The 14051-nt window shown below is 49.6% G+C and carries 15 protein-coding genes, 2 tRNA genes and 1 other RNA gene; 13 read left to right on the forward strand and 5 right to left on the reverse strand.

What is annotated here, in order from left to right; all coding sequences use genetic code 11:
- Positions 1-105: 105 nt before the first annotated feature.
- From QZV31_RS03810 to QZV31_RS03820, 3 genes are all read left to right on the forward strand, one after another.
- Positions 106-486 carry a RidA family protein gene (locus QZV31_RS03810; RefSeq protein WP_295358321.1) on the forward strand — a complete coding sequence of 127 codons (381 nt, stop codon included), beginning with the start codon at positions 106-108 and terminating at the stop codon, positions 484-486.
- A gap of 110 nt (positions 487-596) precedes the next feature.
- Entirely contained in the window at positions 597-1313 is a 717-nt protein-coding gene (locus QZV31_RS03815; RefSeq protein WP_295358324.1) for an SIMPL domain-containing protein, read from the forward strand.
- 195 nt (positions 1314-1508) lie between these two features.
- On the forward strand, positions 1509-1979 hold the full coding sequence (locus QZV31_RS03820; protein WP_295358327.1) for a CBS domain-containing protein: 471 nt from the start codon (positions 1509-1511) through the stop codon (positions 1977-1979).
- A gap of 186 nt (positions 1980-2165) precedes the next feature.
- Here the strand turns inward: QZV31_RS03820 and ssrA are convergent.
- Together ssrA and QZV31_RS03830 are read right to left on the reverse strand one after the other, a co-directional pair.
- Positions 2166-2516, reverse strand: a transfer-messenger RNA (tmRNA) gene (gene ssrA, locus QZV31_RS03825).
- Positions 2517-2603: 87 nt separating this feature from the next.
- The gene (locus QZV31_RS03830; RefSeq protein ID WP_295358330.1) at positions 2604-3791 is read right to left on the reverse strand and encodes an HAD family acid phosphatase; all 1188 of its coding nucleotides are present in this window, start codon (positions 3789-3791) and stop codon (positions 2604-2606) included.
- 107 nt (positions 3792-3898) lie between these two features.
- Between QZV31_RS03830 and QZV31_RS03835 the strand changes: the two genes are divergently transcribed.
- From QZV31_RS03835 to QZV31_RS03870, 8 genes are all read left to right on the forward strand, one after another.
- Entirely contained in the window at positions 3899-4561 is a 663-nt protein-coding gene (locus QZV31_RS03835) for an HAD family phosphatase (RefSeq protein WP_295358332.1), read from the forward strand.
- A gap of 200 nt (positions 4562-4761) precedes the next feature.
- Positions 4762-5769 (forward strand): ABC transporter substrate-binding protein, encoded by a 1008-nt coding sequence (locus tag QZV31_RS03840; protein ID WP_295358335.1) that lies wholly within the window; start codon positions 4762-4764, stop codon positions 5767-5769.
- Positions 5770-6141: 372 nt separating this feature from the next.
- Positions 6142-6402: a hypothetical protein gene (locus tag QZV31_RS03845; protein WP_093730702.1), complete on the forward strand. Its 261-nt coding sequence runs from the start codon at positions 6142-6144 to the stop codon at positions 6400-6402.
- A 73-nt stretch (positions 6403-6475) separates the two neighbouring features.
- Positions 6476-7348 (forward strand): DMT family transporter, encoded by an 873-nt coding sequence (locus QZV31_RS03850; protein WP_295358341.1) that lies wholly within the window; start codon positions 6476-6478, stop codon positions 7346-7348.
- A gap of 151 nt (positions 7349-7499) precedes the next feature.
- On the forward strand, positions 7500-8324 hold the full coding sequence (locus tag QZV31_RS03855) for a lecithin retinol acyltransferase family protein (RefSeq protein ID WP_295358494.1): 825 nt from the start codon (positions 7500-7502) through the stop codon (positions 8322-8324).
- Positions 8325-8391: 67 nt separating this feature from the next.
- Positions 8392-8781 (forward strand): MaoC family dehydratase, encoded by a 390-nt coding sequence (locus QZV31_RS03860; protein ID WP_295358344.1) that lies wholly within the window; start codon positions 8392-8394, stop codon positions 8779-8781.
- A gap of 126 nt (positions 8782-8907) precedes the next feature.
- The gene (locus QZV31_RS03865) at positions 8908-9324 is read left to right on the forward strand and encodes a MaoC family dehydratase (RefSeq protein ID WP_295358347.1); all 417 of its coding nucleotides are present in this window, start codon (positions 8908-8910) and stop codon (positions 9322-9324) included.
- Complete coding sequence (locus tag QZV31_RS03870; RefSeq protein ID WP_295358350.1) at positions 9321-10259, forward strand: alpha/beta hydrolase; 939 nt, start codon at positions 9321-9323, stop codon at positions 10257-10259. Before QZV31_RS03865 ends, QZV31_RS03870 begins: the two co-directional genes overlap by 4 nt.
- 146 nt (positions 10260-10405) lie before the next feature.
- Here the strand turns inward: QZV31_RS03870 and QZV31_RS03875 are convergent.
- A tRNA-Pro gene (locus QZV31_RS03875) sits at positions 10406-10482 on the reverse strand.
- Between the two features lie 60 nt (positions 10483-10542).
- The gene (locus QZV31_RS03880) at positions 10543-10878 is read right to left on the reverse strand and encodes a hypothetical protein (RefSeq protein WP_093730697.1); all 336 of its coding nucleotides are present in this window, start codon (positions 10876-10878) and stop codon (positions 10543-10545) included.
- A 254-nt stretch (positions 10879-11132) separates the two neighbouring features.
- Here QZV31_RS03880 and tyrS point away from each other — a divergent pair, with 254 nt between their 5' ends.
- Both tyrS and brnQ read left to right on the forward strand, forming a co-directional pair.
- On the forward strand, positions 11133-12353 hold the full coding sequence (gene tyrS / locus QZV31_RS03885; protein ID WP_295358354.1) for a tyrosine--tRNA ligase: 1221 nt from the start codon (positions 11133-11135) through the stop codon (positions 12351-12353).
- 74 nt (positions 12354-12427) lie between these two features.
- Entirely contained in the window at positions 12428-13732 is a 1305-nt protein-coding gene (brnQ, locus tag QZV31_RS03890; protein ID WP_295358356.1) for a branched-chain amino acid transport system II carrier protein, read from the forward strand.
- Between the two features lie 129 nt (positions 13733-13861).
- On the opposite strand, the gene QZV31_RS03895 is transcribed toward brnQ, so the two are convergent.
- Positions 13862-13938: transfer RNA gene (locus tag QZV31_RS03895), tRNA-Val, on the reverse strand.
- Positions 13939-14051: the final 113 nt, after the last annotated feature.

Genomic DNA, 14051 nt, shown 5'->3' on the forward strand with positions numbered 1-14051 from the left:
GCAAAATGCTCAATAATAATCCGGTTTCCATGAAACTGACACAATTTTTAGGAATACTACAGACAGCAGCGATACAATGGAACAGCGATACAGGAGGTAATGAACATGGCAAAAACAATTATAGCGACAACCAAAGCGCCGGGGGCAATCGGACCCTATTCCCAGGGGATCAAAGCCAACGGGTTTGTGTTTGCGTCCGGGCAGTTAGGGCTGGTTCCGGAAACGGGACAATTCGCGGAAGGCAGCGTGACGGGGCAGACCCGCCAGTCCCTGACCAATGTAAAGCACGTGCTGGAAGCGGCCGGTTCCGGGTTGGAAAAAGTGGTGAAGGTTACCGTCTTTTTAAAAGATATGAAGGATTTTGCTGCCATGAACGCGGTGTATTCCGAATTTTTCAAAGAGGATTGCCCGGCCCGCTCCGCCGTTCAGGTGGCGGCTCTTCCCAAAGACGGGCTGGTTGAAATTGAAGTGATTGCGGAAGCGTGAGGAAAAAAGCGTTGCGCGTTACGCTGTAAAACGGAAAAGAACTGTTGACAGATTTAATAGATTTTTAGTCAGTGTTTCCTTAAGATGGGACAGCAGAAACGGAGGTTTTTATGAAACGGAAATGTATTGCGTTATTACTCGTGATGATGACAGTGTTTGCATTTTTCTGCAGCGGCGCGTTGGCGGCGGAACGGGACAGCATTTCTGTGAACGGGCATGCCAGCGCGGAAGTTGCGCCGGATATGGCGACGCTGTACGGAAATCTGGAAAAGCGCGCGGCTGTGGCAGAAACAGCCAGAGAGAATCTGGCGAAAGATATGGCAGCGTTTAAACACGTTCTGCTGGGACAGGCGATTCCCGGAGAGGATATCCAGACGGTCCGTTACTCGCTGCAGCCGGAGTTCAGTTATGAAAAAAATAAACGCAGACTTACCGGTTACGTTGCCCGGGCAGACTACAAAGTGAAAATCAAAAATCTGGAAAAACTGAGCGCGGTCATCGATAAGTCCGTTGGCTGCAACGTTACCGTTGACAGAGTGGAATTTGGCCTGAACAACCGCTCTCTGTTTGAAAACCGTCTGCTGGAAGAAGCAGTGGCCAACGCAAGAAGCAAAGCGGCCGTAGTGGCGAGAGCAGGGGGACGTTCCCTGGGACATCTGATTCATGCCAGCTTCAGCACCACCGGCAACGCGACCCGCGCCGTGAACCGGAACATGATGATGGCGAAAGCGGCCAGCATGGATACGGCGGAATCCGCACCTACCGAACTGGATCCGGGCGTCATTGCCGTGAACGTGAACGTTGACCTTGAATTTGCGCTGGAATAATGAAAAGCTACTGCGTCTTCTTAAAAATATAAGCTGTTTAGTGCAACGACAGTTTAAAATTCAATCAAAACATGATATAATACAATAAAGTTTTTCGAGTTTACTTTAATTTGAAGGTAATCAAAAAACTGGGATCAGGCATCATGCTTATTGCCAGTGCTCACGCAGGCGCAAACAAAAAAGGAGGCATTTAGAATGGCGGAAAGTGCGAAAAAAATTGCAAAAGATATCATGAAAACTGAAGTTGTAAAAGTCGCAGCAGAGACTCCGGTCAAGGAAGTTGCCAGGCTGATGCTGGCGTGCGATATTTCGGGATTTCCTGTTGTGGATGATCAGGAAAAAGTACTTGGCGTAGTGACCGAACTTGATCTTATGAGGAACCAGATTGCGCCGAACGAGCCGAGTATCTGGTCGACGATTTGGGGTATGGACGCTGAAAGGATGAAAAAATATCAGGATGCTCGTCGGAAATACATGGCCAAAACGGCCGGAGAAGTTATGACTTCGCCGGCGCTGACGGTGGACGTGTCGGAAAGTCTGGAACGGGTTGCCAATATCATGTTCAACAAGCAAATCAAGCGCTTATTTGTCACTGACGGCGACAAACTTGCCGGCGTCATCAGCCGTTCTGCGTTTACGAAGCTGATGCTTGAAATGGAAAAGTAATCGTCGGAGGAATGTATCTCTCACCGGGCATTTGCATTTGGCCTGGTCTGACAGCCCTGCCGGATACAAGCCATGCTTTTAACATCAGAATAATTATCATAAAAAAACACGGAGATGCCTGTTTAACAAGCATCTCCGTATTATTTTTCACCACACCTGACATTGTAAATGTGGAATTGTACAATTTGGTGGAGGTGGAGGGAGTCGAACCCTCGTCCGAACATATTGTCATACAACTTTCTCCGAGCGCAGACAGCATACTGTGTTTCGCTCTGACACCGCCTGCCGACCGGCTGCGCCATCGCTAGTTCGTAAGATTTAACCCGGAGCTACGAACCTTGCTCACGGACGATCCCGCTAAGTGACGTTCTTACCGCTCCTGCGGGAGCCGGATTGGCAGAACGGGAGCCTAAATCAGGCTGCCAGTGCTAATTCGTGATCTGCGTTTAAGTTTAAACGTCCACCGTTTAACGTGCTGATGGAACCACGGCTCGCTTATCGTACACCACCTATACCCGTCGAAGCCTTTACACCCCCGGTAAAGTAGAATTGTTTCCGCAGATTTTGTGTATATGAATTGTAGCACAAGTTGTCCGTAAAAGCAATCAAACGAAATGTGAATTTTTACTTTCTTTTATCTCTGATTTCAAAACGCTTCAGCGCTGCTTTCCGTAAGGCAATACGCTGCTCTGGCGGCAGCTTGCGGTATTTTTTCGCCAGGTTGCTTTCCCAGTCGCCGTACATGGGGTTGGGCAGCAGGATGAATTTAGTGCCGAAGGAATGTTTATGTTCGTCAACGATTCGGTTGCGTTTTGCATTTTTATCATGCTTCAGCATAGACTCAATATCCAGCGGCATTTCGGTTTTGGGCTTACCGTTTTGTATTTCTGTTTTCGTTTTAGCAACAGCAAGGTGTTTTGTTCCGTTGTTATGTATCGTTGTTGCGCTGCCGAAATTTTTGTCGTTTTTTTCCTCTTTATAAATTACAGGATTGTCTTCCCGCACCGCGCCGATGGGAAAATCGCCGGCGTTGTCGCCCAGATAGCAGATGATATCATAGCGCTGCGCCAGTCGGGCGAAGTGGTTCATCTTGCTGCCGCTGCGGTCGTTCATCAGCAGATGGGTTGCGTCGGGAAAGGGGAGACCGGCTTTCTGTAAAAAACGACTGGTAGCCTCTTTGTCCTGAGGACCGCGGCCGGTTACGTAGAAAACCTGAATGCCGTGTTTATCGGCGTATTTGAGAAAGTCCCCGGCGCCGGGCAGCAAATCGTTTTGTTGCACGATCCACTGCTCCCAGGCATTGTAATTGGCTCTTGCTTCAGGATGTTCAAGATAATACACCCCAATCGGCGCATTGCTGACGACTGTTTCGTCAATGTCGAGAACGACGGCCAGCGGGCGGAGACTGCCTTTTTGCCCCGACTGTTTTCCCGTTTCGTTTTCTGGCGGAATGCGTCCGTCATCGCGAGACTTTGTGCCGTTCCGTTGTCTTTCCCTGTTTCTGTTTGCGGTTGCTTTCCGCAAGGTCTTTTCTTCTTCCCTGCGTTGTGCGAGGGCTTTATCCACTTCCATGGTTGCCAGATTGTAGGCCTGGTAGCTCAGGCCGCGGTATTCGGCGGAACGCTGTACCCACAAAACCGCCATCAGGCGTTCGTCTTCGGTCTGTTGCAAAGGGGTGAGGAATTGCATTTCCTCCTGCAACGGGGCGGCAGGGGTTACGGCGGCGTCGGCCGGAGCGGTTACAAAGCAAATGCCGGCGGTGAGCATCAGCAAAGTGCCGGATGTGAGAATTAAATGGCGGATACGATTCATGGTGCAGACCTCCCCGAAAATTCAAAATAAAACTTCTGAATTTTTGTGATACTCCTATTATAACATGACAACATGGTTTATAATAGATAGCAGGAGGATAACTGACAATGAAGGAAAAGGTACAGGCCGTCATCTTCGATATGGACGGCGTGATTTTTGATTCGGAGCGGCTGGTGATCGAATGCTGGCAGGTCATTGCCGAAAAGCACAACATTCCGGATATTGTGGAAATATGCATGCGGGTCCAGGGCAATAACCGGCAGGAAACGGGGAAACGGTTCCGGGAAAAATACGGGGAAGATTTTCCGTATGAAACGTATAAAAAGGAAGTCACGGCTTTGTTCCGTGAACGGTATGGAGAGGGCAGGCTTCCTTTAAAACCCGGAGTTGCGGAAATTTTACAAGAACTGAAACAACGGGGCGTGCCCTTGGCGCTGGCTTCTTCCACCCGTTCGGATATTGTGAAGCTGGAGCTGGATGAAGCGCACCTGCTGTCCTGTTTTGACGCGGTCCTGGGCGGGGACATGGCGCCCCGCAGCAAGCCGGAACCGGATATTTTTCTGGCAGCGGCGGCAGCGCTGGGAGCCGTTCCTGCAAACTGTTATGTGCTGGAGGATTCTTTTAACGGAATCCGAGCGGCACACCGGGCCGGGATGCATCCCATCATGGTGCCGGACATGCAGCAGCCCGATGACGAAATGCGCAGACTGGCTGAAGTGATTGTGGAGAACCTTCCGGAAGCGATGGATTATCTTCGGGCCAGGATGTAAAGGCTTTTATACGTAATCAGCGTATCCTTAATAGCATGCCGGGTCATTGCGGCTTGCAAAAGCAGGCTGCGGTTATTTCGTCATGCCCTTTTGTGAATTCCGGTATTAATTATCTATTCTCTGCAATTTCGGGTTGACTTTAGCAATTTAATTTTGTATCATTAATTCATGTAAATATATTAACGAAAGAAGGTAAGTGTATGTTTTTTAAAAGCAAAAGGTTTTTAGCGGCCGGTATGCTTCTTTCCATGATGGCGTTTGCGGCGGCAGGCTGCGGCGGCGGTGACAAGAAGGCGGATGCTCCGAAGAAGGACGCGGCCAAAGTATACAATGTCGGCATCGTACAGCTGGTAGAACACCAGGCATTGGATGATTCCCGCAAGGGCTTCATTGAAGGCATGAAGAAGAAAGGGTTTGAAGAAGGCAAAAATGTAAAATACGATGTGCAGAATGCCCAGGCAGACCAGTCCAACCTGCAGACGATCGCCCAGCGTTTTGTAAATAATAATGTTGATTTAATTTGTGCCATTGCGACGCCGTCTGCCCAGACCATGGCCAACGCCACGAAAACGATCCCTATCGTGGGCAGCGCGATTACCAGCTATGAAAGTGCAAAACTGGTGAAGTCGGATAAAAAACCGGAAACCAATGTAACCGGTACAAGCGATATGGCTCCGGTCGCGGCACAGCTGGACCTGGGTCTGAAACTTAAACCGGGCGCCAAGAAAGTAGGCCTGATGTTTACCTCCAGCGAAATGAATTCTCTGATTCAAATCAAAATGGCGGAAGAACATCTGAAAAAAGCGGGCGTTGCCTATGAAGAAGGCAGCGTGAACACCGTTAACGATATTCAGGAAATTGCCCGCAGCCTGGTAAGTAAGGGCGTTGAGTTCATCTATGTTCCTACCGATAACGTGATTGCTTCCGCCACGCCTGCGCTGGTAGCGATTACGAATGAAGCAAAGGTTCCTGTGATTGCGGCAGATGCCATCCTGTTAAAGAGCGGCGCTACCGCCAGTGTGAACATTGAATTCTTCCAGCTGGGTGTGATCAGCGGTGAAATGGCCGGAGATATTCTCAGCGGCAAAGCAAAACCTCAGGATATGCCCATTTCGTTCCAGAAAGAATTCACTCCCAGCATTAACAAAGCCCAGGCTGAAAAGCTGGGTCTGAAGGTTCCGGAAGAACTGGCGAAGTTTGCAAAATAATCTTGTGGCGTTTTCCTAAAATTTGCGGAAGCTCCGTTTCGGAATCGCAGCGCGATACTAAAAAGTAAAAGAATGACAGCGTGAAAACAAAAAGAGAACAGAGTCGCAATGCGAAACAAAAAGGTAAGAGCAAAAGATAAAAACGGTGCTTGGTTGTGAAACGAAATCCCGGTTCAGCAGTGAATCGGGATTTTTCTTTTTTATAGGAGACGCTGATTAAATGAGGCTGCGCGATGCCCTCGGTCAGTGTGCAGACGAATGAATCAGCGTTTCCTGAAGATTTGTCATGTTATTTTTTCGGTTAATATAGTATAATAAAAATGGATTATTATGAAATTTACAGAATGCCGGCAGGATTAGGGAGGGATCGGGATGAATCTTTATATCTGGCGCCATAATAAAACCTATCACAGCCACAGCATGATCAACGAGCCCTGCGTGGTGAACGAGTTCTATCTGGACGCGCTGGCCATTGTGGAAGCGGAGACGCTGGACGATGCGCTGAAACTGCTGGAGGAGCGGAAAGAAGGATGGCGGGTAGAAGACCTGCGGGAACTGGAACCCATCGTGGTACCTTTGACGGGAGCAAAAGTAATCTACACCCACATCCGGGGCTCCATCGATCATTTGTGAGATGCGTTGCAGTTTTGCAATGCGACCCGGTTCCGTGAACCGATGAAGCGAAACTTGGAAAGTAAGTGAACGGATGCAATCAACGTTTTTTCTGTATGGTTCGTTAGGACTGGGCGTGCTGTTCCTGTCCACATCAGCAATTTTTGTCAAACTGGCGGAAGCGCCCTCCGGTATCATTGCCTTTTATCGCCTGCTGTTTACGTTGTGTGTTCTGATTCCGGCTTTGTTGTGCCGGAAGAAAGAACGGAAGCAGTTATGGCAGCTCAGCGCCCGCCAATGGAGGCTGGCTGTTGTTTCCGGCGCCCTGCTGGCTATTCACTGGGTGATGTGGTTTGAATCGCTGCGATACACTTCGGTAGCCAGTTCTACGGTGCTGGTGTCCCTGCAGCCACTGTTTTCCATTTTGTGGGGCGGAATGCTGCTGCATGAAACCGTAACGAAGCAGGGGATGGCGGGTGTGTTTCTGGCGATTGCCGGCTCCGTGATTATAGGCTGGGGCGATTTTCAGGTCAGCGGCGCGGCTTTCTGGGGCGATGTCCTGTCCTTTGCTTCGGCGGGGGTCATCAGCCTGCATTTTCTTGTGGGGCAGATTCTCCGAAAAGAACTGGACGTGCTGCCATACACGGCTGTTTGTTATTCGGCAAGTACAGTTTGCCTTGCTGTATATGCGCTGGTTACAGGTCAGCCCTTTACCGGATATTCCCTGCAGACATGGGGATGCTTTGCAGGTCTTGCCCTGTTTGCCACGGTAGGGGGGCAGTGTGTGTTCAATCTGTTGCTGAAATATCTTCCGGCAACGGCTGTCACCATGGGTATTTTAGGTGAACCGGTGGGAACGATCCTCCTTGCGTTCCTGATTTTTGGGGAACACATTGTGCTGCAGCAGACACTGGGGATGTTCTGTATTTTAGGCGGGTTATGGATTTATTTCGGAAAGAAGCGGTAAGAAGCCAAACAGATTCATAATTTTATGAAAGAAAAGACTGAAAACATACGGAGCCGATTATCGGTAAACCGCTAAACGATTGTAATGATTGGCAATAAACTGTAAATAAAGTGTAATAAGAAATATAAATAGGGAAGGCAACGTTTGCGTGATGACAGAATTAGAGAAAACCGGATTAGACAAAAACGAAACAGAAGAGGATGCTGTCAGGCAGGAACAGGATGAAATACTGCCTGATACCATTGGAGATAAAATTGAGACGAAGCTGAATGAGATTCGCGACGAGATCGGCAGCCGGATCAATCCCGTCTTTGTGGCGGCCAACAAGTTTTCCAGTAATGTGCGACAGGCGCTGGACCTGGAGACGGATCCGGGCTTGCTGGAGGATCCGGAGTATGGGGACGTAATCTGCGTGCACCGCATCGGTTATGAGCATTATGGTATTTATGCAGGCGCCAACAAGGTGATTCATTACGATATTGACCCATCGGATCATTATAAGATATGCATCCATCAGGCAGATATGGAGGAGTTCCTGAACGGGAGCCTTGTTTACAGCATCTGTGAATTCCCGAAAGTGTACGGGCGTCCTACGGAGGAAATACCCTTTGCGGAATTCCGGAAAAAGTTTGCCCATCCGGAAAAGGCGCAGACCCTGTGGGACGTGCTGAAAATCAGTAACTATCACCTGTACACGCCGGAGGAAACGGTGATCCGCGCCCGGGAACGCATCGGTGAAACGCAGTACAGTCTGTGGACGAACAACTGCGAACATTTTGCCATCTGGTGCAAAACAGGGATTTCCGAATCCCATCAGATTGAGGATTTGCTGAGTGCGGTGGCGGAAACCGGCCGCCAGATCCGAAAAGGGTTGCAGGTCGGACTGGAGCTTGCCGCGGATTTTGCGGAAGAAGTGGGAAAACGTATCGAGGAGCGGGAAAAGGAACAGACGAAGCAGGGAACGAATTCAGTATAAATTTTTCCGGATTGCTCCGGATGAAAGGAAAATCCGATCCGGTTACGGGTTGGACGTGGTGAGAATCATGAAGTTTGCGGAAGTACAAGTGGGGGTGCCTTACCCCGAAAAGAAATTCAAAGTGACGGAGGAAGCGGTGAAGGCCTATCTGGCAGCGGTGGAGGACCATGAACCGCTGTATGGGGCGGAACGTCTGGTTCCCCCGGCCTATGCTGCCGTCTATACCCGGTGGGAAGCACTGACCGGTGAACAGCTGGAAAACGGAACTGTTCATATGAAGCAGGTATTCCGTTACCATTATCCCATTCACTGGGATGAAACGCTGACACTGCGGGGTCAGGTGAAAGAGAAAATGGAAAAACGCGGCCTGAAATTTGTGGTGCAAAAAGTAGAAGCGTTTAATGAAGCCGGGGAGCTGGCTGCGGAAAGCGAAATCACCATTATTTTGCCGGCGTAATCGGAAGAATCCGGGAGAATACGGAAGAAGCATTGCGAATCGTCATCCTGTGCTACAGAGTAGTTTCGTAATGTGTAGGATTGTTTTGATGTGAGGCTTCACGACTGGAAGCGGGAAGAGGAAAAAATGAAAGAAATCAGTAAAGGTGATGTGTTTACATTGCCGGCTAAGAATGTGACCCAGGAAATGATTAACCACTATGCAGACGCGGCGGAAGACCACAATCCGCTGCACATTGATCCGGAATTTGCCAAAACCACGCGTTACGGTGGGACGATTGCTCATGGCATGTTAAGCGTGGCTTTTATTCAGGAACTGATGATCCATACCTTTGGCAGGGACTGGCTGACCAGCGGCGTAATCGAAACGAGCTTTATGGCCCCGGTGTATCCGGGCGATACTATTACAACGGAAGCCAAAGTCATGAAGGCTGAACCGGTGGAAGGTGAGGAGAATAAACTGCAGGTCCGGATGCAGGTGCTGTGCCTGAACGGGAAGCAGGAAAAATTAATCAAGGGCACCACGGAAGTTACGGTTTCATGAGCATACAGTTTATCATAACGAAGCTTCTGGTACGTCTGTCCGGGAGTAAACGGATCACCGGTCTGCCCAGGGATAAAATGCTGAAGCAGATACGCAGCCGTAACAAGCTGAATCGTTTCTTCATTCCGGGTGACGGAAAGTTTGCCTACCGGGACGTACTGGTACGGGTGGAGGATTTGGACGGTATTACGGAGGAGAACCGTTCCGGAGATTTCCACTGCCTGGCGATTTGTCACAGGGAAAAACCGAAACGGGCTGTCCTGTGTGTGTATGGCGGCGGTTTGCTGCTGGCGCCTCCCCGGATGTTCGTGGGCTTTGCCAAAAAGATGGCGGCTAATACGGGGGCGGATGTGTGGTTTCCCTATTACCCGCTGTGCGATGAATACACGATTCGGGACAGCGTCCGCATGTTGTATGAAGTGTATGCCAAAATGTGCCGGGAATACGAAGACGTGCGTTGGTACGGCTATTCTTCCGGCGGAGCGCTGCTGCTGTTGCTGGGGGCCTACCTGAATGATAACTGTAACCCGTTGCCCATGCCGGAAAAACTGGTGCTGATCTCACCCGGCGGCGTACCCGCAACGGACGAAGAGTGGGAGAAGATGCAGTCCCTGAACGGAAAAGACATCATGCTTTCGGCACAGTATATGAAAACGATACAACCGCTGCTGTCCCATGGGAATAAAACGGTTCCCCGGTGGATGCAGAGCTGTGACGGGGCGGATTTTTCGGATTTTCCGGAAACGTGGATCTATTACGGTACATCAGAGGTTCTTTCCGCCAAAGCGGAGGCTTATGATGAAATGCTGACCAAAGCCGGTGTAAAGCATCATCTGAAAATGGCAAAAGACATGCCGCACTGTTATTGCGCCACGGTATTTTTCCCGGAAGCCCGGGCGGATTACGAGGAGACGATGCGGATACTGCGGGAATAAAGGGCTTATAAGAAATAAATCCGTGTTTCCTTACGCATACAGTGCGATACGGAAAAAGAAAAAGCAGAGTTTTTGTTTCAAAAAAGGTTTAGAAAAATAAAAATCCGGAAGCCAGCTGTTACCTGACTTCCGGTTATTTTTTAATTTGGTCGGGGCGGCGAGATTCGAACTCACGGCCTCTTGTACCCGAAACAAGCGCGCTACCAAACTGCGCCACGCCCCGACAACGAATTCATTATAGATGATTCATCCCAATTTGTCAACTGGAAAATAAAAATAGTTTTTATCCCTGGGTGACTACGCGGATATTGCTTACGTTAAACGCTCTGGAAATGGCAGGCAGGGCATCCCGTAAAATAAAGGTGCGATGCAGTTCACTTTCCGCTACGATCAGGCAGCGTTCTCCGGACACGTTGATATTGTGGATGCGGGTGATCAGGCGGTCAAATTCCGCGTCGCCCAGTTCTTCCCGGAGTTTTTGCAGCCCGGGCATCAGCTGGGGTTTTTCTTTGGCAAACCGTTTTTCAATCGGGGAAAAGGGTACGGTAACAACACGCGCGTCGCGGGCAACGACAAAATTCTCTTCATTTTCGCCCGGAACAACTAAATCTGGTCTCATTTCAATATCCTCCTATATCTTCATCTTGCGTTTTAACAGTGCTGTATGCAATTCACTTTTTGCATATGACTATTATATGTAATTACGGCGGCTACGTCAAGAAAACATTCCTTGCAGTTATAAGAAAAATGAGTTACAATAATACATACTTATAAAAGCGGATACAATTGGAATATGTATCTGCACATGGACACTTCCCCCGCTGTGGGCTGTGTTCAAATTTCTGGTTAAAGTTTCAGGAGGATGTAAGATCGATGTCTGTTTTTGATGTATTACAGGAACGGGGCTTTATTGCACAGGTTTCCCACGAAGAGGAAATCCGCGAATTACTGGAAAAGGAAAAGGTCACGTTTTATATTGGCTTTGACCCGACGGCGGACAGTCTGCATGTCGGTCACTTTATTGCTCTGATGGCTATGGCCCATATGCAGCGGGCGGGGCACCGTCCCATCGCACTGCTGGGCGGCGGCACCGGTATGATCGGCGACCCCAGCGGCAAGGACGATATGCGCAAGATGCTGACGCCGGAATTTATCAACCACAACATTGAGTGCTTCAAAAAGCAGATGAGCAAGTTCATTGACTTTTCCGACGGCAAGGCGCTGATGGTGAACAATGGAGACTGGCTGCTGAGTTTGAATTACGTGAACCTGCTGCGGGAAGTGGGCACGCATTTTTCCGTGAACCACATGCTGGCGGCCGAGTGCTATAAGAAACGTTGGGACAAGGGCCTGACTTTCTTTGAGTTTAACTATATGATCATGCAGGCGTATGATTTTTATACGCTGCATAAGAACTATAACTGTGTGCTGGAAATGGGCGGCGACGACCAGTGGTCCAACATGCTGGCCGGCGTGGAACTGATTCGCCGCAAAGACCAGAAACCGGCTTTCTGCATTACCTGTAAGCTGCTTACCACCAGTGACGGCCGCAAAATGGGCAAAACGGAAAAGGGCGCCCTGTGGCTGGATGCGGAAAAATGTTCGCCTTATGATTTCTATCAGTATTGGCGCAATGTGGACGACTCTGACGTGGAAAAATGCCTGGCGCTGCTGACCTTCCTGCCTATGGAGGAAGTCCGCCGTCTGGGAGCGTACAAAGACGAAAAAATCAACGAAGCGAAAAAGGTGCTGGCCTATGAAGTGACCAAGCTGATTCACGGCCAGGCGGAAGCGGACAAAGCGGTGAATGCTACGGAAGCCCTGTTTGGCGGCGGCGCGGATATGGAGAATGTGCCCACGCTGGAGATTTCCGAAGCAGAGAAGACTGCCAAACTGGTTGACGTCCTGACTGCGCAGAAAGTATTCAGCAGCAAGCGGGAAGCACGGCAGATGATTGCCCAGCGGGGTCTGTACCTGAACAATGCGGCGGTGGAAGATGCGGAATTCACGCTGACACCGGAGCTGTTCGCGGAAGATGGCGGCGTGCTGATTCGTAAAGGCAAGAAGAAGTATTATCGTATTGTTGTTAAATAAAGCAGTTTGAGTTTGCATTATCAATTATGAAAACGCACGACAAGTGCGTTTTCGTTTTCATAGCAGGTGATTTTATGAACAATTCCCTTTCCCTCAGTAAACTGATTCCAGTAAGTTTAGTTTTGTTTTCTTCGTTTTTTGGCGCCGGCAATCTGCTGTTTCCGCCGCTGTTCGGGTATTTGGCCGGCAGCAATCTGAACATTGCTACGTTAGGCTTTTGCATTACCGGTGTGAGTCTTCCCATTCTGGGGGTGCTGGCCATCGCTATGACCGGCGGTACCGACCTGACGGAGGTAGCGGCGCCTGTTAATATTGCGTACGCAAAGATTATCATGTTTTTGTCCAGCATGGCCATCGGGCCGTTGTTCGCGATTCCCCGCACGGCTGCGTTCAGTTATGAAATCGGTATCAAACCGCTGCTGGGAACTACGGAAGCGTGGCAGCTGGCTCTGTATTCCGCCCTGTATTTTGCTTTCAGCTTTTATGTGGCGAATAATCCGTCCAAAGTGCTGAACTGGCTGGGAAAAATTCTGACACCCGCATTGCTGGTATGCCTTGCGGTACTGTTCGTGAAAGTGCTGCTGGCGCCGTCTTTTGTGCCGGGCGCACCTCAGGATGCCTATCTGAACACCCCTTTCCTGAAAGGATTCCAGGAAGGGTACAATACCATGGACTTACTGGCATCTTTTCTATTTGGCGCGGCAACACTGACTTCCATTAAGACACTGGGGATTGAAGGCAAAAAAAATCTGATCCGGACCTGTCTGTGCGCGGGTCTCATTGCCGCGGCCCTGCTGGCCGTCATCTATTACTTCCTGGGGTACGCGGGAGCGGAAGCGCACCGTTATCTGTCCGGTGAGTTTTCCAACGGCGCCGGCATCCTTGTGGCAACGGCCCATGAATATCTGGGCGCAGGCGGTACCGCTATCCTTTCCGCCATCATCATTCTGGCCTGTCTTACTACCAGCATCGGTCTCATTGCTGCTATTGGCGATTATTTCCATATCCTGTTCAACCAAAAGCTGTCCAAAAAAACAATGGGATTTCTGGTGGCGCTTCTCAGCTTCCTGCTCTCAAACTTCGGGCTGGATATGATCATCAAGATGGCGATTCCTGTTCTGTGTTTCTTATATCCGGTTATGATTGCCCTGGCCTTGTTGAATGTGTTTGGCTTCGGTGGCAACAAGCGTGTGTTCCGCTGTACGATGTGGATCGTTACGTTGTTTGCTGTTGTGGAAGGGCTGAAGGCAGCATCTATTCCGGTTCCTATGGAAAGCATCCTGGCATCGGTGCCGCTGTATACGGAAGGATTCGGCTGGTTCACTGTGGCGGTGATAGGTGCTGCAGTGGGCGTGATTTGGGATAAAATGAAAAGCTGATGAAGCTTCCTTTGAGAGAAAACATAATTGCCTTAGCCGCTGCTCATTGGCATGGCTTTATAACTATTTGTGCGTAAATAAAACAAAAACCCGGAAACGCAACCGATGCGTTTCCGGGATTCTTTTTTCTGGTACTCGGACAGGGGCTCGAACCCTGGACCTCTGCCATGTGAGGGCAGCACTCTAACCAACTGAGCTATCCGAGCAAATTCAATTTACGTATGCTATTATACACCTGTTTCCAAAGAATTACCAGCTTTTTTTAAAAAATCTGTGTTTCTTTGTAAAAGAAGTGAACGGCTGATTGCTGGCGCGACTT

Origin of the sequence: uncultured Succiniclasticum sp. (assembly GCF_902793885.1) — a bacterium.
Classification (GTDB): domain Bacteria; phylum Bacillota; class Negativicutes; order Acidaminococcales; family Acidaminococcaceae; genus Succiniclasticum.